This is a genomic window from Rubellimicrobium rubrum, from assembly GCF_006152115.1.
Taxonomy (GTDB): Bacteria; Pseudomonadota; Alphaproteobacteria; order Rhodobacterales; family Rhodobacteraceae; genus Rubellimicrobium; species Rubellimicrobium rubrum.
The window spans coordinates 87227-109899 of the sequence record NZ_VDFU01000014.1; the positions used below are offsets into that span (position 1 = coordinate 87227).

Sequence of the window (22673 nt, forward strand, 5' to 3'; positions counted from 1 at the left end):
TCAGGGATCGGCCCGCTCGACCAGCTCCAGAACCCGGGGGCCGAGCCGCTCCACGATGCGATCCACGCCCAGTTCGTTGGGATGGATGCCGTCGGGCTGCATGAACGTGGCCATGGCCGTCGCAAGGTTGCCCCCACCCTGCCGCAGGGCCGCGAACCAGTCGGGCTCGACGAGGGCGTCGAACTCCTGTGCCAGTTCGGGATAGAGCGCGTCAAAGCCCTGCTCGTAGTCGGGGCCGTAGTTGGATGACGCGTCGATGCCGACCAGCAGGACAGGAAGATCGCGAGCGCTCGTTTTCTCCAGAATGCTGTGGAGGTTCTCCCGCACCACGACCGGGTCGATGCCGCGAAGGAAGTCGTTCCCCCCCAAGGCCACGATCACCGCGTCGGCATCGTCGCCCAGGGCCCAGTCCACCCGCGAAAGGCCCCCTGCCGTGGTGTCGCCGGACACGCCCGCGTTCTGGACTTCCACGTCCGCGCCATGATCGTCCAGCCAAGCCTGCAGGCGCGGAACGAAGCCCTGATCGGCCGGAAGCCCATAGCCCGCCGTCAAGCTGTCGCCCAGCGCCACCACCGTGGTCCGCGCCGAGGCCATGCCGGGCAAGGCGAGCAGCAAGGCCAGCACAAGGTTGCGGACAGCTCGCAAACCCCCATATCGAGGGGCGTGCCGCGCCCGCCGGACAGGAGCCCCCATGACAGACCCCGCCCTTTCGCTCTCGGATGTCCGGCTCACGTTGCGCGGGAACGCCGGACCGGTGGACATCCTGCGGGGCATCACCCTGTCGGTCGCCAAGGGCGAGAGCGTGGGGCTGGTCGGGCCAAGCGGATCGGGCAAGTCGTCGCTCCTCATGCTGATGGGGGGCCTGGAACGGGCCACCGGGGGCGAGGTCCGGGCCCTGGGCCAGGACCTCACGCGGATGGACGAGGATGCGCTCGCCCGGTTCCGTCGCGACAATATGGGTGTTGTGTTCCAAAGCTTCCACCTCATCCCGACGATGACGGCACTTGAGAACGTCGCGACCCCGCTGGAACTCGCCGGGGTCCGGAATGCCTTCTCGCGGGCCAAGGCCGAATTGGAAGGCGTCGGGCTGGGCCACCGCGCCGACCACTACCCCGCCCAGATGTCGGGCGGGGAGCAGCAGCGCGTGGCGCTGGCCCGCGCGCTGGTGGGCCGCCCGCGCCTTCTTCTGGCCGACGAGCCCACGGGCAACCTCGATGAGACGAACGGCCAGGCTATCGTGGACCTCCTTTTCGGCTTGGGCGAGCGGGCGGGCGCGACCCTGGTCCTTGTCACCCATGACGAGACACTGGCCCGGCGGTGCGACCGCGTGGTCCGCCTCCGCGACGGCCGCATCGATGAGGGCCGCCTGGCCGAGGCCGCCGAATGATCACCGCCGCACGTCTGGCCGCGCGCGAGCTGCGTGGCGGCCTCAAGGGCGGGCTGCGCGGCTTCCGCATCTTCCTTCTCTGCCTCATGCTTGGCGTCGCTGCCATTGCGGCTGTGGGCACCGTGCGCACCGCAATCGAGGCAGGCCTTGAGCGCGAGGGCGCCCGTCTCCTGGGCGGTGACGCCGAGGCCGAGCTGACCTATCGCTTTGCCACCCCTGAGGAACGGGCCTGGCTGGGCAGTCTTGGCCCCCGCGTCTCCGAGGTCGTGGACTTCCGCAGCCTCGCCGTGGCCGACCCCGATGGCCGGGGGGACCGGGCGCTGACGCAGGTCAAGGCGGTGGACGACCTGTATCCGCTGATCGGAGAGGTGGAGTTGGACCCACCCCTGCCGCTCGCTCGGGCGCTCGATGGGGGTGCCCTCCCCAGCCTCGTGATGGAGCGGGTCCTGGCCGACCGCCTTGCGCTGGAGGTCGGGGATCGGGTTCGGCTCGGGACGCAGGACTTCACGTTGTCGGCCATCCTCACCCGCTATCCCGACAACTCCACGGCGGGCTTCGGACTTGGGCCACGGACGATTGTCCGGACCGAGGATCTCGCCAATTCAGGGCTCCTGGCCGAAGGCACGCTGTTCAACACGCTTTATCGGATCGACCTTCCCGCAACGGCCGACCTCGATGCATTGGCCGGGGAAGCCGGCCGCTTGTGGCAGGATCGGGGGCTACGCTGGCGGGACGCCCGCGACGGCGCGGGCGGCACCCAGGAGGTCGTGGAGCGCCTAGGCCGTTTCCTCGTCCTCGTGGGGCTGTCCGGCCTGGCCGTCGGAGGCGTGGGCGTCTCGGCCGCCGTGGGCGCTTATCTGGCGGCCAAGGCCGAGGTCATCGCCACGCTGCGAACCCTTGGGGCCTCGCGCGCGATGATCTTTGCGAGCTACTTCCTCCAGATCGGGGCGCTGGGGCTCGTCGGGGTGGTGCTGGGCCTCGTTCTGGGTGCGGGTTTGCCGCAGCTTCTTGCGCCTTGGATCAAGACCCAGCTCCCCGTACCCGCCGAGTTCGCGTTGTACTGGGGCCCGCTGGGCGAGGCGCTCCTTTACGGCGTTCTCGCGATGCTGCTCTTCACCCTGTGGCCTCTCGCCCGGGCAGGCGACATCCGCGCCGCGACGCTGTTTCGCGATGCCCTGGCCGGGGGCCCTCGCCTGCCGCGCCCACCCTATCTTATCGCCACCGCCGTCATCCTGGCGGTTCTGCTGGCCGCGGCGTCTTACTTTCAAGGGGCGGTGGCCCTCACCCTCTGGACCGCTGCCGGGATCGCCGGGGCGCTCCTGCTCCTTGCGCTCGTGGCGACGCTGGCGCGCGGCCTGGCCCGCCGGCTGTCGGGACGGACGCGGGGGTGGCCCACCCTGCGCCTGGCCTTGGGCTCCATCGGTGCACAAGGGGGAGAGGCTGTCCCGGTGGTGCTGTCCCTAGGTCTTGGGCTGACGGTCCTGGCCACCGTGGGGCAGATCGACGGCAACCTCCGCCGGGCGATCTCGGGCGACCTGCCCGCCATCGCACCCTCCTACTTCGTCGTGGATATCCAGCCCGACCAGATCGACGGCTTCCGCGAGCGGCTGTCTGCCAATCCGGCCGTCGAGCGGCTGGAAGCCGCGCCCATGCTCCGGGGCCTCATCGCCCGGATCAACGGCGTCCCCGCCGAGGACTATGCCGGAGGCCACTGGGTGCTGCAGGGCGACCGAGGGATCACCTACTCGGCCACGCCGCCCCCCGGCACCACCATCACGGCAGGGGAATGGTGGCCCGAGGATTATGCGGGCCCGCCCCTCGTCTCCGTGGCTGCCGAGGAGGGCGGTGAGATGGGCCTCAAGCTGGGCGACACCATCACCGTGAACGTGCTGGGCCGCGACATCGAAGCGTCCATCGCCAGCTTCCGCGAGGTCGACTTCCAGAGCGCCGGAATCGGCTTCATCCTGGCCCTGAACCCTTCGGCGCTCCAGGGCGCGCCGCACAGCTGGATCGCGACCGTCTATTCGACCGAGGAAGCCGAGGGGCCGATCCTGCGCGATCTCGCCGAGGCCTATCCCAACATCACCGCCATCCGCATCCGCGATGCGGTAGACGAGGCGCAGCGCATCATTGAGGGCGCGACTTCCGCCATCCGCGTGGCAGCCCTCGCGACCCTGGCCACGGGTTTTCTGGTCCTGATCGGGGCGGCGGCGGCCGGAGAGCGCGCCCGCGCCTGGGAAGCCGCGATCCTCAAGACCCTTGGCGCAGGGCGGCCACTGATCCTGCGGAGCTTTGCCCTGCGTGCCGCTCTCTTGGGCCTCGCAGCCGGAGTGGTCGCGCTGGGCGCGGGGCTCCTTGGGGCCTGGGCAGTGATGACCTTCGTGATGGACGGCGACTTCCACGTCGTCTGGGGCAACGCGCTGGCCATCATCGGGGGAGGCACACTCGCGACGCTGCTGACCGGGCTCCTTTTCGCGCTCAGGCCGCTTTCCGTGCGGCCTGCCCGAATGCTGAGAGCGCGGGAGTGAGCCGCCGGCTGTCCGGCGGCCTTCCATTGGCTGCGGGTCAGTCGGCCAGTGACGGCTTGACTTGGAGAAGCGGCATGAGGGCCGCCATCTCGGGCCCGGCGTCGCGCCCGGTCACGACGCGGCGGAGCGGCAGGAACAGGCCCTTGCCCTTTCGCCCCGTGGACGACTTGAGGGCGTTCGTCCACTCGTTCCAGGTGGACTCAGTATAAGGCGGCGCGCCTAGCGCCTCCAGCGCCTGGGTCGCGAACTCCCGGTCCTCGTCTGCGGCCACTCCGGCCTTGCCCTCGGACAGCACGCGCCACCAGTCGGCAATGTCGCCCGACTTGGCGACGTTCTCGTGCAGCACGGCCCAGAAGGCTGCGTGCAGGGACTCGGGAACCCCGGCCTGCGCCAGCACGGAGGCGACCGCCTCAACGGACTTGGCGCTCAGCACGCGCTGGGTCAGCGGCCACAGGTCCTCGGCGTCGAACTTGGTGGGCGCCGCACCGAAGCTGTCAAGCCGGAAGCCGTCCACGACCTCCTGCACGGAGGAGCGCAACTCCACGGGATCGGATGACCCCAGCCGCGCCATGAGCGACAGCACCGCCATCGGCTCCAGCCCCTGCCCGCGCAGGTCGCGCAAGCTGAGCGTGCCCAGCCGCTTTGACAGCCCCTCGCCTTGGGGCCCGGTCAGCAGCGAATGGTGCGCGAAGCGCGGCGGCTCGGCCCCGAGCGCCCGGATGATCTGGATCTGCGTGGCCGTGTTGGTGACGTGGTCCGCCCCCCGCACGATGTCCGTGACGGCCATCTCGCTGTCATCGACCGAGGACGCGAAGGTATAAAGCCACTGCCCGTCCTCCTTCTGGATCACAGGGTCGGACACGCTTGCGGCATCGATGGAAATTGGGCCCAGGATTCCGTCCTCCCACTCGATCCGGCCGGGGTCGAGGAGGAAGCGCCAATGCGACGGACGCTCCGCCCGCAGCTTCGCCTTCTCGTCCTCGGACAGCTTCAGCGCGGCGCGGTCATAGACCGGCGGCTTGCCCATGGAGAGCTGCTTTTTGCGCTTGAGGTCCAGTTCGGTCGAGCTTTCGAAACATTCGTAGACCCGCCCGGCCGCGATCAGCCGCTGCTTGGCGTCCTCGTAACGATCGGTCCGCAACGATTGCCGCTCTTCCCGGTCCCAGGTCAGCCCGAGCCAGGTCAGGTCCTCCTTGAGACCCTGCACGTACTCCTCCTTGGACCGCACCGGGTCGGTGTCGTCCAGGCGCAGGATGAAGGTTCCGCCGTTCTGTCGCGCGATGGCATAGTTGAACAGCGCGGCGCGCAGATTGCCGATGTGGATCCAGCCGGTGGGGGACGGAGCGAAGCGGGTGACGGTCATGGGCACGGTCCTTCGAAGGTGGGCGAGCCCTTCCACAGACGCCCCGCTTTGTCCATATGAAGCACCATGGACCAGATCGCCCCCAGCCTTGACGAGATCGAGGAGCTCGCCCGCGAGACTGTCGCGAACCTTCCCCCCGCCTTCCGTGAGGCCGCGCAGGCCGTCGCCCTCCGCGTCGCGGACTTCGCCTCGGACGAGATCTTGGAAGAGATGGAGATGGAGCCCTTCGACCTCACGGGCCTTTATGACGGCGTGCCGCTGACCGAGAAGTCGAACTGGGACGTGCCGCACGGACCGGACACCGTCTGGCTGTTCCGACGCCCGATCCTGGACGAATGGGCCGAGCGGGGCAACGTCACCATTGCCGACCTCGTGGCGCATGTCACGATTCACGAGTTCGCCCACCATTTCGGCTGGTCCGACGACGACATCGCCGCCATCGACCAGTGGTGGCACTGAAGGGCCGTGCGCCCATGAACACCTCTTTGCGCGAAAGGGTGAATGGCGGATCGGTCATCACGCCCTAGGCTCCCGCCCATTCAAGGCATCCGAGGGAGACCACCATGACGCTGTCACGACGCCGGTTGATGATTGCAGGCGCCGCGGTTCCACTGGCCGCGCCCTATCTGCTCCGGGCCCGGCCCGCCGTCGCGCAGGATGACCATGGTCACGGCGCCTCGGCCGCCGCGCCGTTCCCGCTGCATCGCGTGTTCAACCTGGGGGACATGCAGCTAACCGTCCTCCTGGCCGGAGGGGGCCAGCAGGAGAACCCCCACGAGATCTTCGGCCTCAATGTCGATGACGCCACCTTCGAACAGGTCAGCCAAGAGAACTTCATCCCGTCCGACCGCACCGTGGGCTTCATGCAGCCGACGCTGGTGACCGCCGGGGAGAACCGCATCCTGTTCGACACGGGCATGGTGGCGGGCGGGCTGGTCGCGGCGATGCAGGACGGGGGCCTGACGCCGGCCGACGTCACCCATGTCGTGCTCACCCACATGCACCCCGACCATATCGGCGGCTTGACCGATGACGCGGGCGCCCCGACCTTCCCCAACGCCGCCTATGTCGCGGGCCGCGTGGAGTTCGACGCCTGGGCGGCGCAGAACAACGAGATGTTCGAAGCCAAGGTCCGCCCGTTCGAGGGCGCCATGACCTTTGTGGCCGAAGGGGACGAGGTCGCGCCTGGCATCACCGCCATGGAGACCTTTGGCCACACGCCCGGCCACATGGCCTTCATGCTCGCGAGCGGTGACCGCAGCCTTCTGATGACGGGCGACGTCGTGAACCACTATGTCTGGTCGATGCAACACCCGGACTGGGAGGTGCAGTACGACATGGACAAACCCGCCGCCGCGGAGACGCGCAAGCGCGTGCTGGGAATGCTCGCGACCGACCGCGTCCCCATGATGGGCTATCACATGCCTGCGCCCGGCGTAGGCTTCGTGGAAGCCATGGGCGACGGCTTCCGCTGGGTGCCCGCGACCTACCAGTTCATGTGACCGGGCGCCGGGGGGTTTACGAGCCCTCCTCCTCCCATGGGCCGGCGCCGGACCCGCGGCGCCGGCTGCTTGCATCGCCGCGACGCCCCCGGCATGGTCGCCTCGACCTTTAAGGGCCCTGCCATGCGCGACATCCTCACAGTCACCCTGAATCCCGCGCTCGATTTCGCGACCTCGGTCGACAGCGTCGCGCCGGGGGTCAAGCTCCGCTGCGCGCCGACGCGTACCGACCCCGGCGGCGGCGGCATCAACGTCAGCCGCGCCATCGCTTTGCTGGGGGGAACCTCGCGCTGCGTCGTGGCGCTGGCAGGCCGCAACGGCGAGGCCTTGGCCGACCTCCTGCGCGAAGCCGGGATCGAGCTCATCGTCCACAAGGCCCCCGGCGAGACACGCTCCTCCCTGTCGGTGCGCGACGAAAAGCGGGGCGAGCAATACCGCTTCATGCTGCCCGGTCCGCCTTGGGGTCCGATGGACGTGATCGCGGCGGAGAAGACCATCGTGGAATCGGCGCAGCCCGGTGGGCTCGTGGTGATCTCGGGCACCATGCCGCCCGGCGTCCTGCCTCAGCTTGTCCCCGACCTGTGCGGCAAGCTGCAGGCCAAGGGCTGCGAGGTGGTCGTCGACACGTCCGGACCTTCCCTCCACCTGCTTGCTCGGGCCAACGGCACGTCCGCGCCGGACGTCCTGCGCATGAACCAGGAAGAGGCGGACGACCTTGCAGGGCGCAAGCTCCTCGACATCAACGACAGCGCCGATTTTGCGCAGTCGCTTGTCCGGCGGGGTGTGGCCCGGATGGTCATCGTGGCCCGCGGTCCCGAGGGTTCGGTGCTGGCCACCGAAGGGCAGCGCTTCCATTCCCGCGCAGCCGACGTGCCGGTTCGCAGCAAGGTCGGTGCGGGCGATACCTTCGTTGGCTCGTTCACGCTGGCCCTCGCCCGGGGCGAGCCGCTGGAGGAGGCACTTCGGCGCGGGGTGGCCGGGGCTTCGGCGGCGGTGATGACCGAAGGAACCGCGCTCTGCCGCCGCGAGGACGTGGAACGGCTGTTGGAGATCTGTCCGACCGCCCCGATCTGAAGCCGGTTCCCGGTTCCCCCGCGCTCGTGATGCCCAGACGCCGGAAGGGCCGACCGGGTCGTGTTGTCACCCCTCCCCGCTCGGGATAGTCTGCCGCTCTGGGGCAGGCAGATCGGGGCAGCGACAGTGCGGCGCATCGGATTCTCATTGGCACTGGCGATGCTGGGCAGCGCGGCCTCGGCCCAGACTGTCGAGACCAAGCAATACGAGGATGGCGGCATCTACGAGGGCGAGTTCGTCGGTGGCCTCCAGCACGGGACCGGCACCTACCGCCTGCCCGATGGTTACGAGTACACCGGCCAGTGGGTCGAGGGCGAGATCCGGGGCCAGGGCCGGGCGACCTTTGCCGACGGCTCGGTCTACGAGGGGCAGTTCGCGCAAGGCAAGCCCGAGGGTCAGGGGCGCATCGCCTTTGCCGACGGCGGCACCTATGAGGGCACCTGGACGAACGGGGCGATCACCGGGCGGGGCGTCGCCGTCTATGCGAACGGCCTGCGCTACGAAGGCGAGTTCCGGGACGGCAAGCATCACGGCCAGGGCACGATGACCGCCCCGGATGGCACTGTCCATGAGGGCCAGTGGGTGGACGGGGTCAAGGAAGGCCAGGGCCGGATCACCTATCCCGACGGCTCGGTCTATGACGGGGGCCTTGTCAACGGTGTCCGCCAGGGGACAGGCACTCTCACGACGGCAGAGGGCCTGACCTATGGGGGCGGCTGGGTGGAAGGCCGGATCGAGGGTGAGGGCAAGCTCACCCAGCCCAACGGCGACATCTACGAAGGTAGCTTCAAGGGCGGTCGTCGCGAAGGACGCGGAGTGGCAACCTATGCCAACGGCGATGTCTATGTGGGCGACTTCCATGCCGATCTCCGCCACGGGCGGGGACTCTTCACCGGCACCGATGGCTATAAGGTCGAAGGCGAGTGGGTTGAGGGCCGGATCGAGGGAACGGGCACCGCGACCTATCCCGACGGTTCGGTCTATACGGGACCGTTCCGCAGCGATCTGGCCGATACCACGACAGCCTGCGAGCCGGGACCCCCGGCGTCGGGGCCCGAGGCGGCTGCGGCCCAGCCCGTCGCGACGACGCCCCAGCCCTGTGCCGTCGCAAATGGGCGGATCAGCTACCCGGACGGCTCCACCTATGAGGGGGAATGGAAGAAAGGGCGGATCGAGGGTCGCGGGACGGCCACCTATGCCAACGGCATGGTCTATGAGGGCGCCTTCCTGAACGCCCGAAGCCACGGGCAAGGCAGGATGACCTACCCCGACGGCTACGTCTACGACGGTGAATGGGCCGAAGGGGAACGCAACGGCCAAGGCACCGCGACCTATGAGGACGGCACGGTCTATGTCGGCGGCTTCCTGAAGGGACAGCGGCATGGACAGGGCCGGATCACCATGCCCGACGGCTTCACCTACGAGGGCGAGTGGTCGGAGGGCGGGATCAACGGCCAAGGCAAGGCGACCTATGCCAACGGCGACGTCTACGAGGGCCAGTTCGCCAATGGCCGCCGCGAGGGTGAGGGCACGATGCGCTATGCCTCGGGCCAGGTCGAACAGGGACTCTGGCGGGATGGGGTCCTCGTCGGGGCCGATACGCCCGCAGCCGCTAGTTCCGGTTCCGTGCCGGGCTCCACGCCTCCGCCCGAAGCCGCGGTACCCGACGAGGCTGAGGCCCTCCCGGAGGACTCCGTCCAGCCAAGCACGCCCGAAGTCGCGCAGTAGCAGCTCCGCAGAAGGGGCGGGCTGTCACCACGGCACCTCGCGCCCCTCGTGATCCCAGAATCGTCCGGTCTCGTCGGGGGTCAATCGGGCCAGGACGGCAAGGAGCCTCCGAGCCGCCTCGTCCGGGGCCAGTTTGTCATGGGACGGCGTGTAGGCGGCGGTGAACGGCGTCGCGACCGTGCCCGGATGCAGCGCGGCCACGACCGCGTCCCGGTGCGATCGGCCCAGTTCGATCGCGGTGCCCCGGATGATCTGGTTCAGCGCCGCCTTGGAGGCGCGATAACTGTGCCAGCCGCCCAGGCGATTGTCGCCGATCGACCCGACCCGAGCCGACAGAACGCCCAGCACCGACCGCCCGGTGCGCGGCAGCAGGCGCGGCGCATGGCGCAGCACCAGCGTGGGGCCGATGGCGTTCACCTGCATGACCTCGGCCATGGTCGGGCCATCCAGCGCGGCCAACGACTTCTCGGGCGTCCGCCCAGGAACCGCGAGAATTCCGGTAGCCAGGATGATCACCTCGAACGGGCCCGTCACAGATTGCATCGCTCGTTCGATGGTCTTGCTGTCGCGCAGGTCCAAACCGTTGCCTGATCGCGACAAGGTCGTGACCTCTGCCCCTTTCGCGGCCAGCGCTGCCGCCAACGCAGTTCCGATGCCGCCCGAAGATCCGATCACCAAGGCCCGTTCCATGACATCAGGCTAGCGGTCAAAGCAAAGCGGGCCAAGCTGGACCAGCATGTCATCCCCCCGGATTCCGTCCGAAACGTCCGGGAACGCCCATCGCCCCTTTTCCCCGGCGGAAGATGGCGCTATCGTTCCCGCCCATGACGCAGCGCGCCCTCCTTCTCCTTAGCCGCCTCTGAGCGGGCCGTCCCGGCGCCGCCGCTCGGAGGAGTTCATGGCGCCGGATGCAGGAGAAACCCCAAGGGACCAGCACGTCATGCCACAGACCAACCGCGTCAAGATCTTCGACACCACGCTCCGCGACGGCGAGCAGTCGCCCGGCGCCACCATGACCCACGAGGAAAAGCTGGAGATCGCCCAGCTCCTTGATGAGATGGGCGTGGACATCATCGAGGCGGGCTTTCCCATCGCCTCCGAAGGCGATTTCAAGGCCGTGAGCGAGATCGCCAAGGTCACCCGGAACGCCAGCATCTGCGGCCTCGCCCGCGCGAACTTCAAGGATATCGACCGCTGCTGGGACGCGGTGCGCCACGCGAAGCGACCCCGCATCCACACCTTTATCGGCACATCGCCGCTGCACCGCGCCATCCCGAACCTCGACATGGATCAGATGGCCGAGCGCATCCACGAGACGGTGACCCATGCGCGCAATCTCTGCGAGGACGTGCAGTGGTCGCCCATGGACGCGACCCGCACGGAGCATGACTACCTCTGCCGCGTGGTCGAGATCGCCATCAAGGCCGGCGCCACCACGATCAACATTCCCGACACCGTAGGCTACACCGCGCCCCGCGAAAGCGCCGCGCTGATCGCGATGCTGCTGGAACGCGTTCCGGGTGCGGACGAGATCACCTTCGCCACCCACTGCCACAACGACCTCGGCATGGCGACGGCCAACTCCCTTGCCGCCGTCGAGGCCGGGGCGCGGCAGATCGAATGCACGATCAACGGGTTGGGCGAGCGGGCGGGCAACACCGCTCTGGAAGAAGTCGTGATGGCCATCAAGGTCCGCCACGACATCATGCCGTACAAGACCGGCATCGACACCACCAAGATCATGAACATCTCGCGCCGGGTCGCGACGGTGTCGGGCTTCCCGGTCCAGTTCAACAAGGCCATCGTCGGCAAGAACGCCTTCGCGCACGAATCGGGCATCCACCAGGACGGGATGCTGAAGAACTCCGAGACGTTCGAGATCATGCGCCCGCAGGACGTGGGTCTCAACGACACCAACCTCGTCATGGGCAAGCACTCGGGCCGCGCGGCGCTGCGCGCCAAGCTCAAGGACTTGGGCTTCGAGCTGGCTGACAACCAGCTCAACGACGTGTTCGTGCGCTTCAAGGATCTTGCCGACCGCAAGAAGGAGGTCTGGGACGACGACCTGATCGCGCTGGTCACCCAGAACGACGCGAGCCAGGATCGCCTGCGGCTCAAGCACCTGCGAGTGATCTGCGGCACCGACGGCCCGCAAAAGGCGGACATCGTGCTCGAGATCGATGGGCAGGAGCGCAGCGTGACCGCCACGGGCGACGGCCCCGTGGACGCCACCTTCAACGCCGTCAAGGCGCTCTTCCCGCATGGGGCCACCCTGCAGGTTTATCAGGTCGCCGCTGTGACCGAAGGGACCGACGCGCAGGCCACCGTATCCGTCCGTCTGGAAGAACAGGGGCATATCGCCACGGGCCAGTCGGCCGACACCGATACGGTCGTGGCAAGCGCCAAAGCCTATATCAACGCGATCAACCGCCTGATCGTCCGGCGCGAGAAGTCCGCCCCCGGCGCCGACACCAAGACCATCAGCTATCGCGACGCGGGCTGAAGGGACAATGCCGCCCCTGGCCACGGGCTTGGGGCGGCAACGCTTCGGGATCACACGCAGGGGTTGCGGCATTGCGGTGACAATGCGCCCAACGAAGCCGTGATGCGGTCTTTCGCCCCTCACCCCTTAAGCCTATAAGCGCGGCGGCCCGGCGCCCAGGCGTACGAGTCCAAGGGGAAATCTGGAACGGAGCAGCCATGTTCGGCTTGGGTAGCCTTTTCTCGTCCGACATGGCGATCGACCTGGGGACGGCCAACACGCTCGTCTACATCAAGGGTCGCGGCATCGTCCTGTCCGAGCCCTCGGTGGTGGCCTACCACGTCAAGGACGGCGTCAAGAGGGTGCTGGCCGTGGGCGAGGATGCCAAGCTCATGCTCGGCCGCACGCCCGGTTCCATCGAGGCGATCCGGCCCATGCGCGAAGGCGTCATCGCCGACTTCGACGTGGCCGAGGAGATGATCAAGCACTTCATCCGCAAGGTGCATCGCCGCACCGGCTTTTCAAAGCCCAAGATCATCGTTTGCGTTCCCCATGGGGCAACCCCCGTGGAGAAGCGGGCGATCCGCCAGTCGGTGCTGAGCGCCGGGGCGCGTCGAGCGGGCCTGATCGCGGAGCCCATCGCCGCAGCGATTGGGGCCGGGATGCCGATCACCGATCCCACCGGCAACATGGTCGTGGACATCGGCGGCGGCACCACCGAGGTCGCGGTCCTGTCGCTGGGCGACATCGTCTATGCCCGTAGCGTCCGCATCGGCGGCGACCGCATGGACGAGGCCATTATCAACTACCTGCGCCGGCAGCATAACCTCCTTGTGGGCGAGGCCACGGCCGAGCGGATCAAGACCTCCATCGGCACGGCGCGGATGCCCGACGACGGGCGCGGCCAGACCATGATGATCCGGGGCCGCGACCTGCTCAACGGCGTGCCCAAGGAAACCGAGATCTCGCAGGCCCAGATCGCCGAGGCGCTGGCCGAGCCGGTGCAGCAGATCTGCGAGTCGGTGATGACCGCGCTGGAAGCGACGCCGCCCGACCTAGCCGCGGACATCGTGGACCGGGGCGTGATGCTGACGGGCGGCGGCGCGCTTCTGGGCGAGTTGGACCTCGCTCTCCGCGAGCAGACGGGCCTTGCGATCTCGGTCGCCGAGGAGTCCCTCAACTGCGTGGCGCTGGGCACCGGCAAGGCTCTTGAATACGAAAAGCAGCTCCGCCACGTGATCGATTACGACAGCTGACAGGGGGCTCCATGGCCAGGGAGCGTGATCACGGCGAGGAGTTCACCAAGCCCCTCCGCCGTCTCCTGGTGGGGCTCATGGTGCTGGCCTGCCTTGTCCTGTTCCTTGTGTGGCGGATCGATTCGCCACGCGTGGAGCGGATGCGTGCCGAGGTCATCGACGCGGTCCTGCCCCGTCTTGACTGGATGATGGCGCCGGTCACTGGGCTCGTGAAGCTCGCCGAGGATTTCCGCAGCTACGACCGCATCCACGAGCAGAACCTGGAGCTTCGCCGCGAGCTTCAGCAGATGATGGTCTGGCGCGAAGCCGCGCTGCGGTTGGAGCAGGAGAACGCCAAACTTCGCGATCTCAACAACGTCAGCCTCGACCCGGCGCTGACCTACATCACTGGGACGGTGATGGCGGATTCGGGATCTCCGTTCCGGCAGTCGGTGCTTCTCAACGTGGGTGCGCGGGACGGGATTACCGATGGCTGGCCGACCATGGACGGCATGGGCCTCGTGGGGCGCGTCTCCGGCGTGGGCCAGACGACGAGCCGGGTCATGCTCCTCACGGACACGTCGAGCCGCATTCCCGTGCGTGTCGAACCCTCGGGCCAGAAGGCCATCCTGACCGGGGACAACTCGTTCTATCCGCTGCTCGACTTCATCGAAGACCGGGATGCGGTGCGGCCCGGCGACCGGGTGGTCACGGCGGGCGACGGCGCGCTATTTCCGGCGGATCTTCTGGTGGGGCGGGTGGCCGAGGGCACGGACGGACGGCTGCGGCTGCGGCTCTCCGCCGACTACGAGCGGCTGGAGTTCGTGCGCGTGCTCCGCAGCCCCCTGGTGGAGTCGATCAAGGATCCCGGCGGTCTGATCGTGCCCACCGCAGGGATCGAGCCACCCCCGCCGCCGCCCGAGGTGTTCGGGCCGCCGATCCCGCCCGGCATGGTCATCGGCAGCGCCTCCCTGCCGCCCGCCGTTCCGGAAGGACCGCCCGGTGACTGAAGGACGGGGCGTCTGGTGGGCGCGCATCAGCTATCTCATGCTGGCCTTCGTGCTGATGGCGGTACCTCTCCTGCCGCTCGACACAGTTCCGCGCTCCTATGCAGCGCCCGACATCCTTCTGGCGGTCACGGCCACCTGGGCCGTGCGTCGGCCGGACACCCTGCCGGCCCCGGTGGTGCTGGGGGTGTTCCTTTTGGCTGATTTTCTGTTCCAGCGCCCGCCGGGCCTCCTGGCCGGGCTCGTGATCCTTCTGACGGAGTGGCTGCGTCGCCGGTCGGTGCGGCTGCGCAAGGGATCGTTCATGGGAGAATGGGTAACCGTGGGCGCCGGGATCGCAGCCGTGAGCCTGGCACATCGTCTGGTTCTCGCTCTCGTGATGACGCCGCAGGCGCCCTTGGGGCTGACGCTGATCCAGGTGATACTGACCATAGCGCTCTTCCCCGTCATCGCTGGGGTCGCGCATCTGGCGCTGGGCCTGCGCCGGCCCGCGCAGGGCGAGGTTGACGCACTGGGGCACCGGCTATGAAACGACAGCGCACCGACACCTCCGAGGTCTGGCCCCGCATGACCCGGCGCGCCGCCCTGCTGGGCACGGTTCAGCTTGGCCTGATGGGCGTGCTGGGCTGGCGGATGAAGCAGCTCCAGATCGATCAGGCCGACCAGTTCAGGCTTCTCGCCGAGGAGAACCGGGTCAACATGCGGCTGATGCCGCCGTCGCGGGGGCTGATCTTCGACCGGAACGGCGTGCCCTTGGCCACAAACGAACCCGTCTACCGCATCGTCATGGTCCGCGAAGCGGCAGGCGATCCGCATGAGGCGCTGGCCCGCCTGGCTGCGGTAATGCCGCTCGAACCCGAGGCGATCCAGGCCACCCTGGACGAGATGGAGCGCGTAGCCTCGTTCGTTCCGGTGACGGTCAAGGACCGCGTGTCCTGGGACGACGTGGCGCGGGTGACCGCGAACACGCCGGCCCTGCCTGGCATCACGGCCGAGGTGGGCCTGTCGCGCCACTATCCCAAGGGGGCGGACACCGCCCATGTCGTGGGCTATGTGGGCCCGATCAGCGACTACGACCTGTCGCAGATCGAGGACCCCGATCCCCTGTTCCAGATTCCCAAGTTCCAGTACGGGAAGACCGGCGTGGAGGCCAAGCTCGAGGAACAGCTGCGCGGCCAGGCGGGCGCCATGCGGATCGAGGTGAACTCGGTCGGACGCGTCATGCGCGAACTGTCCCGCGACGAAGGTGCCGCGGGCGCGGACATCCAGCTGACCGTGGATGCGAACCTCCAGGCCTATGTCGAGGCGCGCATGGCGGGCGAAAGCGCGGCCTGCGTGGTGATCGACTGCGCCTCGGGCGACCTTCTGGCGGTGGGCAACGCCCCATCCTTCGATCCCAACCTGTTCGTGCGCGGCATCTCGGTCGCCGACTGGACCGCGCTCAACGAGAACATCTACCGTCCGCTCGCGGCCAAGGCCGTGCAGGGCGCGTATCCTCCGGGCTCAACCTTCAAGATCGCGACGGGGTTGGCCGCCCTGGAGGCCGGGGTCATAGACCCGAACGAGACGGTCTACTGCCCCGGTTACACCGAGGTATCAGGCACCCGCTTCCACTGCTGGAAGAAGGGCGGGCACGGCAACGTCGATTACAATGACAGCCTCAAGTACAGTTGCGACTGCTATTATTACGAAGTGGCGCAGCGGCTGGGGATCGAGGCCATGTCACAGATGGCCCGCAAGCTGGGCGTCGGAGTCCGGCATGATGTCCCGATGTCGGCCGTGGCCGAAGGCAAGGCCCCCGACCCTGCGTGGAAGCAGGCCCAGTTCAACGATGTCTGGCGGGTGGGCGACACGGTGAACGCCTCGATCGGCCAGGGTTACGTCCTGGCCACGCCGCTTCAGCTGGCCGTGATGACGGCGCGGGTGGCGACGGGCCGCGAGGTCACGCCACGCCTCGTCAAGACGGTGGACGGTGCCGAGCAGCCCTCGGGCGCCGGCGGTCCGCTGGGCATCAATGAGAATTCGCTGCGGCGGGCGCGGGCGTCGATGTTCGACGTCGTCAACAGCGATCGCGGCACCGCTTTCCGTTCGCGGATCGAGGCCGAGGGCATGCAGATGGCCGGCAAGACCGGCACGAGCCAGGTCCGCCGCATCACCGCCGAGGAGCGGGCGCGGGGCGTCAGCAAGAACGAGGATCTCCCCTGGGAGCGGCGCGACCACGCGCTGTGGGTCAACTTCGCCCCCTACGACAATCCGCGCATCGCGGTGGCCGTGGTGGTGGAACACGGCGGCGGCGGCTCGGCGGTGGCCGCCCCCATCGGGCGCGACGTGACGCTGCAGGCGCTCTACAATGGCTTCCCGCCACTTGAAGCCTACCCGGCCGAACGGCGCGAGGAGATGGCGCAGATGCAGGTCCGCATCCGCGCCCTGATGGACGGCCAGCCTGTTCCCGTCTTCGAACGGGCCTGAGGAGGTTTCCGCGTGAGCTACCTCGAGTATCAGGTCAAGTACGTCCCATCGGGACTGAAGAAGCTGCTGTACGTAAGCTGGCCCCTGGTCCTGCTGGTCGCGGCGGTGTCCTCCATGGGGTTCATCATGCTTGCCTCGATCGCGGGGGGGCAGATCGATACCTGGGCCCAGCCGCAGATCGAGCGTTTCGGGCTGGGCTTCGTGTTGATGATGCTGGTCGCCATGACCCCCATCTGGTTCTGGCGCAGCATGTCGGGGGTGGCCTACCTCGTATCCATCGGCCTTCTCGTGCTGGTGGAGCTGATCGGCGAGGTCGGCATGGGCGCGCAGCGCTGGATCGACATCGGGCCCCTGCGGCTGCAGCCATCCGAGGTCGCCAAGATCACGCTCGTGCTGGCGCTGGCCGCCTACTACGACTGGCTGCCCGCGCGGCGGGTGTCGAATCCGATCTGGCTCATCCCGCCGCTCTTGCTCATCTTCGCACCGGTCGTGCTGGTGCTGGCGCAGCCGAACCTCGGGACGGCGGTGCTGATCCTGGGTACCGGTGGCGCGGTGATGTGGTGCGCGGGCGTCCATTGGGCCTACTTCGCCACCGTCTTCGGCGCGGTCGGTGGTGCGGTCTTTGCGGTGTTCGAAAGCAGGGGCACGCCGTGGCAGCTCCTCCACGACTACCAGTATCGCCGGATCGACACCTTCATCGACCCCAGCCAGGATCCGCTGGGCGCGGGCTACAACATCACGCAGGCCAAGATCGCGCTGGGTTCCGGCGGCTTCACCGGCAAGGGCTTCATGCAGGGCACCCAGACCCGGCTGAACTTTCTGCCCGAGAAGCACACCGACTTTATCCTCAACACCCTGGCCGAGGAGTTCGGGTTTCTCGGCTCCTTCACGCTGCTGGTGCTGTATGGCCTGATTCTGCTGTTCCTGTTCCATGCCGCCATGCAGTGCCGGGACCGCTTTTCCTCGCTGCTCATCACCGGGATCGGGGTCAGCTTCTTCCTGCTGTTCGCGGTGAATATGCTGATGGTAATGGGGCTGGCCCCTGTCGTGGGCGTGCCGCTTCCGCTGGTGAGCTATGGGGGGTCGCAACTCCTCGTGCTGTTGATTGCCTTCGGCCTCGTGCAGAGCGCGCATGTCCACCGGCCGCGTTAACATCCTCTTCGCGGCGCCCGCGCATCTGTGGGATCAGTACCGCGATCCACTGGCCCAGGCGCTCGCCGAGGCGGGGGTCCTGGCCGACCTATCGCGGGATCACGCGCCCGAAGCGGTGGACTGGATCGTCTATGCCCCGGGCGGGCCGCTATCCGACTTCTCCCCGTTCCCCCGCGCCAAGGGGGTGCTGAGCCTCTGGGCCGGGGTGGAGCGGATCGTTCCAAATGCCACGCTGCGCCTGCCTTTGGCCCGCATGGTAGACGAGGGGCTTCGGCAGGGAATGATCGAATGGGTCGTGGGTCATGCGCTTCGGCATCATCTGGGGATGGACGCGCACATCCTCAGGCAAGACGGCGTTTGGAGGCACGAGGCACCAAAGCTGGCGTCCGAACGTCCGGTGACGGTGCTGGGCCTGGGCGAGTTGGGCTTGGCCTGTGCGCTGGCGCTCGCCGCGTTGGGCTTTCCCGTGACTGGCTGGAGCCGCCGTCCCAAGGCCGAGCCGGGCCTCGCGCGCTGCCTGTCAGGGAGGGAACTCTTGCAGGACGCCCTCCGGGGTGCGGAAATCGTGGTCCTGCTTACGCCGCTGACCTCGGATACCGAGAATCTGATGGATGCAGAACGGCTCGCTTTGCCTGCACGCGGGTTCGTTCTCCTGAATCCCGGACGCGGCGCGCTGATCGATGATGGTGCGCTGCTAGCCGCGCTGGGTTCGGGCCAGGTCGGCCACGCGACGCTGGACGTGTTCCGCCAGGAGCCGCTGCCGCCCGACCACCCGTTCTGGGCTCATCCGCGCGTGACGGTGACGCCGCACATCGCCGCCGAGACCCGGCCGGCAACGGCATCGCGCGTCATTGCCGAGAACGTCCGCCGGGGCCAGGCGGGGGAGCCGCTGCTCTACCTTGTGGACCGTAAGGCCGGGTACTGAGGCGTCCTATCGGAGGCGAGGCGGACCCTTGGCGATCTCGGTCGGGTCCTCCAGATCGAAGCGCAGGCCCACACGGGCCAGCCGCTCCAAAGCCGGGTCGCCCTGATTGAGGAACGTCACATCGAGCCGCACGTCCTCCACGCCCGACAAGGCTACGGCAGCGTTGATCCCAGCGGCCAATGGCTCCTCGGCCCCCGACCGCACATCCACGAAGGCCAAGAGATGCCCGCGTGACCCGTCCGACCAGTCCACGGCGGCCAGCCATGCCGCCGTAGCCAATCCCTCGCCCTGCGCGAGGCGACGGTCGAGGGTGGTCAGAAGGCTTGTGGGAAGGCCCTTGGGCGGGTGCAGCGCCACCGGGCGCGCCTCGACGCGGCTCGGACCGGCGGCGAGGTTCCGGGCGAGCCAATCGAGCGAATTGGGCGCAATCACCAGAGGATCTACCATGCCCTCCAAGTGCAGGACCACGCCGGCCCCCTGCCCTTCAAGCATCTGCGCGAGCGCGAGGCCGGAGAGCGTCGCGGTGGGCCGGGGTGTTCCACCCGCAAAGGCCGACACGCTGTCATGCGCCACGACATGCGGCACGCCTCCGACCTCCATCGTCTCGGGCGTGACATCCTCGCCCTCGACCTCGTCGGCCAGGGGCAGGACGAGTTCGGCCCCGGACAGGACCTCATAAAGCCGGAGCCGGGCCACGTCGTCCTCGGGACGCATCAGGAACAGCTTCGCGGCACGGGCAAGGGGGGTTTCAGCCATGGAGCACCTCCTGCACCCGCGCACGGAGCGCAGGCAAGACCTCTTCCGCGAACCAGGGGTTCTTCTTGAGCCAGGCCGTGTTCCGCCAGGACGGATGCGGCAGGGCGAACAGGGTCGGCGCATGGTCCCGCCAGTTGCGAACCCGCTCGGTCACGGGGCCCTTGCCCAGGTGCCAGGCCTGCGCCGTCCCGCCGACGACCAGGGTCAGCCGGATGTCGGGCAGCACGCTCATGGCCTGATCGCGCCAGGTCTGGGAGCAGATCGCCGGAGGCGGAATGTCCGCCCCGGAGCGGTCATAGCCCGGAAAGCAGAAACCCATGGGCACGATGGCCACGCGCGACCTGTCGTAGAAATCCTCGCGCGAGATGGCCATCCACTCCCGCAGGCGGTCGCCCGAGGGATCGCTGAAGGGGACGCCGGATTCGTGGGCCCGTGCGCCTGGCGCCTGCGACGCGATCAGCAGCCGCGCGCCGGGCCGGAACCACACGACGGGCCGTGGCGCGTGGCGCGTGGCGGTCGCCGCGAACCGTGGGGCGCAAAGCCGGCAGGCCTCGATCCGCTCCCAGACTGGCGCGTCGCCCACGGCTTGCGCCGTGCTACAGGCGGGGAACGGTTTCGGTTGCTCCACCTTTGGACCCTCCGTAGTTGGATCGAACGCCGTCGGCCGAGGAGAAGACATGTATCGCGTATGGGGCTTCGTCACGAACTACTCGCTCCTGATGATCGGGGGCGCGATCATCGCGCTGATCTGGGCCAACCTCGACCCGCACGGCTACCACGCGGTCGTGGATTGGGTTCTGCTCGATGGCGGACCCATCGGAGAGCCGATCTATGCAGCGGACGGGTCGGTCGCCAGTCGGACCCTGACGCTGCACTATCTCGTGAACGACGTGCTGATGGCCCTCTTCTTCGCCATCGCCGCGAAGGAGGTCTGGGAAGCCATGGTGTTGGAAGAGGGCTCCCTGCGCGGGCGTTCGGCCTTTGTGCCCGTGCTCTCGGCCGTAGGGGGAATGGCAGGGCCGGTGGTGGTCTACCTGCTTCTCGCCGCTCTTCTGGGATCGGAGACCTATGACGCGGTGGCGCATGGCTGGGCGGTGCCGACGGCGACCGACATCGCCTTTTCCTACATCGTGGCGCGCATCATCTTCGGAGCCGGCCACCCGGCGGTCCGATTCCTGCTGCTCCTGGCCATCGTGGACGACGCGCTGGGCCTTCTCATCATTGCGGTCTTCTACCCCAAGGGGGACATCGCGCCCGAATGGCTGCTGCTTAGCATTGGCGCAGCAATAGGGGCCTATCTTCTCTTCAACTGGCTCCCCCGGTTTCTCGACAAGGCCGACGAGCGGCAGCCCCGCGCCACCTGGCTCAGGACGCGCCTGTCCTTCTGGCCCTATCTAGCCGCCGGCGCGGTCAGCTGGTTCGGGTTCCAGCAGGCCGGCCTCCATCCCGCCCTGGGCCTTCTTCCATTGATCCCGGCCATGCCCCATGCGGACCGTGGGTTCGGGGTCTATGCCGAGGCCGAGCAGCATCTCCGCGACGTTCTGAACCAGTTCGAGCACGCCCTGAAGCTGCCTGTGGAGGGCATCCTGTTCCTGTTCGGGCTGCTGAACGCCGGGGTGGAGTTCACCTCGTTCGGGCCACCGACCTGGCTCGTGCTGGTCGGTCTGCTGATCGGAAAGCCGGCAGGCATCCTGCTGTCGGGCTGGCTGAGCGCCCGCGTTCTCCGGCTGGGCCTGCCCCGTGGCATGGAGATGCGGGACGTCCTGGTCGTTGGCTTCGTCGCGGCAGTCGGGTTCACGGTCGCCCTGTTCGTGGCAAGCGTCGCCTTCTCGCCCGACGCGACTCTGGCAGGGCACCCGATCCAGGACGCCGCCAAGCTCGGCGCGCTGCTCAGCGTGGTGGCCGGGCCCATCGCCTGGGTGGTGAGCCGCGCGATGGACGTGAAGCGGCAGACGTGACGCGGACACCCCGGCGCGTTAGAGGGGCCAAGCCAAGGAGAACCTCACCATGACCCAAGCCCCCCAGCGCGACGTCCGGGTGCGCGACCTCGTCATCGGCAACGACCGCCCGCTGACGGTCATTGCCGGACCATGTCAGCTCGAAGGGCGCGACCACGCGCTCCGCATCGCGGAGACGATGGCCAGGGCCTGCGCCGATGCAGGCGCGGGCTACGTGTTCAAAGCAAGCTACGACAAGGCCAACCGCACCTCCCTGTCGGGGCGTCGCGGGCTGGGGATGGAGGACGGGCTGCGCGTCCTAGCCGATGTGCGCGACAACATCGGCTGCCCTGTCCTGACCGACATCCACGGCCCCGACCAGTGCGCCCCAGTGGCCGAGGCTTGCGACATCCTCCAGATTCCGGCCTTTCTGTGCCGCCAAACCGACCTGCTGCTTGCCGCGGGGCGCACGGGTGCCGTCATCAACATCAAGAAAGGCCAGTTCCTCGCACCCTGGGACATGGCCAATGTCGTCCAGAAGGTGGAAAGCACGGGCAATGAGCGCATCCTGCTGACCGAGCGCGGCGTCTCCTTTGGCTACAACACCCTGGTCACCGACATGCGCGGGCTGCCCATCATGGCGCGCACCGGCTATCCGGTCGTGATGGACGCCACGCACGCGGTCCAGCAGCCCGGAGGCCAGGGCTCCTCCTCGGGCGGTCAGCGGGAGTTCGCGCCGGTGCTGGCGCGCGCCGCTGTTTCCTTGGGAATCGCAGCGGTCTTCATCGAGACTCACGAGACCCCGGACCAGGCCCCGTCGGACGGCCCGAACATGATCCCGCTCGACCGGATGGCTTCGCTGATAGCCTCTTTGATGGCATTCGACAGGCTGGCCAAGGCCGACCCGCTGCGCGTCTGAAAAATGCGATGAGGGGGTTGAACCCCCCCGCGGCTGAGGGTATCTCCCGCCGCACGGATGGGGCGTCGCCAAGTGGTAAGGCAGCGGTTTTTGGTACCGCCATTCCCAGGTTCGAATCCTGGCGCCCCAGCCAGTGCTTTTGTGAGGCAGATCAGCGCCTTTTCTCGCGCTTGACGGCGCCTGGAGCCTAAATCGGTCGCCTTAGTTTA

The 22673-nt window shown here is 68.1% G+C and carries 20 protein-coding genes and 1 tRNA gene; 16 read left to right on the forward strand and 5 right to left on the reverse strand.

Annotated features, from left to right (window positions below; translation table 11 throughout):
* Entirely contained in the window at positions 1-693 is a 693-nt protein-coding gene (locus FHG66_RS12655; RefSeq protein WP_139077308.1) for an arylesterase, read from the reverse strand.
* Between FHG66_RS12655 and FHG66_RS12660 the strand changes: the two genes are divergently transcribed.
* Complete coding sequence (locus FHG66_RS12660) at positions 692-1387, forward strand: ABC transporter ATP-binding protein (RefSeq protein WP_139077310.1); 696 nt, start codon at positions 692-694, stop codon at positions 1385-1387. The two genes, FHG66_RS12655 and FHG66_RS12660, sit on opposite strands and share 2 nt — an antisense overlap.
* Positions 1384-3915, forward strand: coding sequence for an ABC transporter permease (locus FHG66_RS12665; RefSeq protein WP_139077312.1), 2532 nt, complete (start codon positions 1384-1386; stop codon positions 3913-3915). The genes FHG66_RS12660 and FHG66_RS12665 overlap by 4 nt, the downstream gene beginning before the upstream one ends.
* Positions 3916-3952: 37 nt before the next feature.
* Here FHG66_RS12665 and gltX read toward each other — a convergent pair whose 3' ends face one another.
* Complete coding sequence (gene gltX, locus FHG66_RS12670; RefSeq protein WP_139077314.1) at positions 3953-5278, reverse strand: glutamate--tRNA ligase; 1326 nt, start codon at positions 5276-5278, stop codon at positions 3953-3955.
* Between the two features lie 66 nt (positions 5279-5344).
* Between gltX and FHG66_RS12675 the strand changes: the two genes are divergently transcribed.
* The 4 genes from FHG66_RS12675 (at position 5345) to FHG66_RS12690 (ending at position 9582) form a co-directional block, all read left to right on the forward strand.
* Positions 5345-5737 (forward strand): metallopeptidase family protein, encoded by a 393-nt coding sequence (locus FHG66_RS12675; protein ID WP_139077316.1) that lies wholly within the window; start codon positions 5345-5347, stop codon positions 5735-5737.
* 104 nt (positions 5738-5841) lie between these two features.
* Positions 5842-6780 carry an MBL fold metallo-hydrolase gene (locus tag FHG66_RS12680; protein WP_139077318.1) on the forward strand — a complete coding sequence of 313 codons (939 nt, stop codon included), beginning with the start codon at positions 5842-5844 and terminating at the stop codon, positions 6778-6780.
* A gap of 123 nt (positions 6781-6903) precedes the next feature.
* The gene (locus tag FHG66_RS12685) at positions 6904-7854 is read left to right on the forward strand and encodes a 1-phosphofructokinase family hexose kinase (protein ID WP_139077320.1); all 951 of its coding nucleotides are present in this window, start codon (positions 6904-6906) and stop codon (positions 7852-7854) included.
* Positions 7855-8013: 159 nt separating this feature from the next.
* Positions 8014-9582 (forward strand): MORN repeat-containing protein, encoded by a 1569-nt coding sequence (locus FHG66_RS12690; RefSeq protein ID WP_139077378.1) that lies wholly within the window; start codon positions 8014-8016, stop codon positions 9580-9582.
* 24 nt (positions 9583-9606) lie between these two features.
* Here FHG66_RS12690 and FHG66_RS12695 read toward each other — a convergent pair whose 3' ends face one another.
* Positions 9607-10257, reverse strand: a complete 651-nt coding sequence (locus FHG66_RS12695) for an SDR family NAD(P)-dependent oxidoreductase (protein WP_342777488.1) — start codon at positions 10255-10257, stop codon at positions 9607-9609.
* Positions 10258-10522: 265 nt separating this feature from the next.
* Between FHG66_RS12695 and FHG66_RS12700 the strand changes: the two genes are divergently transcribed.
* The 7 genes from FHG66_RS12700 (at position 10523) to FHG66_RS12730 (ending at position 18852) form a co-directional block, all read left to right on the forward strand.
* Positions 10523-12085, forward strand: a complete 1563-nt coding sequence (locus tag FHG66_RS12700; RefSeq protein ID WP_139077324.1) for a 2-isopropylmalate synthase — start codon at positions 10523-10525, stop codon at positions 12083-12085.
* 197 nt (positions 12086-12282) lie between these two features.
* Positions 12283-13320: a rod shape-determining protein gene (locus tag FHG66_RS12705; protein WP_139077326.1), complete on the forward strand. Its 1038-nt coding sequence runs from the start codon at positions 12283-12285 to the stop codon at positions 13318-13320.
* An 11-nt stretch (positions 13321-13331) separates the two neighbouring features.
* The gene (mreC, locus tag FHG66_RS12710; RefSeq protein ID WP_139077328.1) at positions 13332-14309 is read left to right on the forward strand and encodes a rod shape-determining protein MreC; all 978 of its coding nucleotides are present in this window, start codon (positions 13332-13334) and stop codon (positions 14307-14309) included.
* Positions 14302-14835: a rod shape-determining protein MreD gene (locus FHG66_RS12715; RefSeq protein WP_139077330.1), complete on the forward strand. Its 534-nt coding sequence runs from the start codon at positions 14302-14304 to the stop codon at positions 14833-14835. Before mreC ends, FHG66_RS12715 begins: the two co-directional genes overlap by 8 nt.
* Positions 14832-16775 (forward strand): penicillin-binding protein 2, encoded by a 1944-nt coding sequence (gene mrdA / locus FHG66_RS12720; protein WP_139077332.1) that lies wholly within the window; start codon positions 14832-14834, stop codon positions 16773-16775. The genes FHG66_RS12715 and mrdA overlap by 4 nt, the downstream gene beginning before the upstream one ends.
* 12 nt (positions 16776-16787) lie before the next feature.
* Positions 16788-17927, forward strand: coding sequence for a rod shape-determining protein RodA (rodA, locus tag FHG66_RS12725; RefSeq protein ID WP_139077334.1), 1140 nt, complete (start codon positions 16788-16790; stop codon positions 17925-17927).
* Positions 17908-18852 carry a 2-hydroxyacid dehydrogenase gene (locus FHG66_RS12730; protein WP_139077336.1) on the forward strand — a complete coding sequence of 315 codons (945 nt, stop codon included), beginning with the start codon at positions 17908-17910 and terminating at the stop codon, positions 18850-18852. Before rodA ends, FHG66_RS12730 begins: the two co-directional genes overlap by 20 nt.
* 6 nt (positions 18853-18858) lie before the next feature.
* On the opposite strand, the gene FHG66_RS12735 is transcribed toward FHG66_RS12730, so the two are convergent.
* Entirely contained in the window at positions 18859-19608 is a 750-nt protein-coding gene (locus FHG66_RS12735; RefSeq protein ID WP_139077338.1) for an SseB family protein, read from the reverse strand.
* Complete coding sequence (locus tag FHG66_RS12740) at positions 19601-20191, reverse strand: uracil-DNA glycosylase family protein (protein WP_246082587.1); 591 nt, start codon at positions 20189-20191, stop codon at positions 19601-19603. The genes FHG66_RS12735 and FHG66_RS12740 overlap by 8 nt, the downstream gene beginning before the upstream one ends.
* A 94-nt stretch (positions 20192-20285) precedes the next feature.
* On the opposite strand from FHG66_RS12740, the gene FHG66_RS12745 reads away from it, so the two are divergent.
* The 3 genes from FHG66_RS12745 to FHG66_RS12755 all read left to right on the forward strand — a co-directional run bounded on the left by FHG66_RS12745 (position 20286) and on the right by FHG66_RS12755 (position 22597).
* A complete protein-coding gene (locus FHG66_RS12745) occupies positions 20286-21566 on the forward strand; it encodes a Na+/H+ antiporter NhaA (RefSeq protein ID WP_139077340.1) in 1281 nt (426 codons plus the stop codon).
* Positions 21567-21615: 49 nt separating this feature from the next.
* Entirely contained in the window at positions 21616-22464 is an 849-nt protein-coding gene (gene kdsA / locus FHG66_RS12750) for a 3-deoxy-8-phosphooctulonate synthase (protein WP_139077342.1), read from the forward strand.
* 58 nt (positions 22465-22522) lie between these two features.
* Positions 22523-22597, forward strand: a tRNA-Gln gene (locus tag FHG66_RS12755).
* Positions 22598-22673 lie beyond the last annotated feature (76 nt).

Excerpts from the sequence above, each read along its gene's own strand:
- FHG66_RS12660 (WP_139077310.1), top strand. The coding sequence starts at position 692 with ATGACAGACCCCGCCCTTTCGCTCTCGGATGTCCGGCTCACGTTGCGC.
- FHG66_RS12690 (WP_139077378.1), top strand. The coding sequence starts at position 8,014 with ATGCTGGGCAGCGCGGCCTCGGCCCAGACTGTCGAGACCAAGCAATAC.
- FHG66_RS12745 (WP_139077340.1), top strand. The coding sequence starts at position 20,286 with ATGTATCGCGTATGGGGCTTCGTCACGAACTACTCGCTCCTGATGATC.
- FHG66_RS12705 (WP_139077326.1), top strand. The coding sequence starts at position 12,283 with ATGTTCGGCTTGGGTAGCCTTTTCTCGTCCGACATGGCGATCGACCTG.
- FHG66_RS12655 (WP_139077308.1), bottom strand. The coding sequence starts at position 693 with ATGGGGGCTCCTGTCCGGCGGGCGCGGCACGCCCCTCGATATGGGGGT.
- FHG66_RS12730 (WP_139077336.1), top strand. The coding sequence starts at position 17,908 with ATGTCCACCGGCCGCGTTAACATCCTCTTCGCGGCGCCCGCGCATCTG.
- FHG66_RS12680 (WP_139077318.1), top strand. The coding sequence starts at position 5,842 with ATGACGCTGTCACGACGCCGGTTGATGATTGCAGGCGCCGCGGTTCCA.
- FHG66_RS12675 (WP_139077316.1), top strand. The coding sequence starts at position 5,345 with ATGGACCAGATCGCCCCCAGCCTTGACGAGATCGAGGAGCTCGCCCGC.
- FHG66_RS12685 (WP_139077320.1), top strand. The coding sequence starts at position 6,904 with ATGCGCGACATCCTCACAGTCACCCTGAATCCCGCGCTCGATTTCGCG.
- gltX (WP_139077314.1), bottom strand. The coding sequence starts at position 5,278 with ATGACCGTCACCCGCTTCGCTCCGTCCCCCACCGGCTGGATCCACATC.
- FHG66_RS12665 (WP_139077312.1), top strand. The coding sequence starts at position 1,384 with ATGATCACCGCCGCACGTCTGGCCGCGCGCGAGCTGCGTGGCGGCCTC.
- FHG66_RS12700 (WP_139077324.1), top strand. The coding sequence starts at position 10,523 with ATGCCACAGACCAACCGCGTCAAGATCTTCGACACCACGCTCCGCGAC.
- FHG66_RS12735 (WP_139077338.1), bottom strand. The coding sequence starts at position 19,608 with ATGGCTGAAACCCCCCTTGCCCGTGCCGCGAAGCTGTTCCTGATGCGT.
- mreC (WP_139077328.1), top strand. The coding sequence starts at position 13,332 with ATGGCCAGGGAGCGTGATCACGGCGAGGAGTTCACCAAGCCCCTCCGC.
- mrdA (WP_139077332.1), top strand. The coding sequence starts at position 14,832 with ATGAAACGACAGCGCACCGACACCTCCGAGGTCTGGCCCCGCATGACC.
- kdsA (WP_139077342.1), top strand. The coding sequence starts at position 21,616 with ATGACCCAAGCCCCCCAGCGCGACGTCCGGGTGCGCGACCTCGTCATC.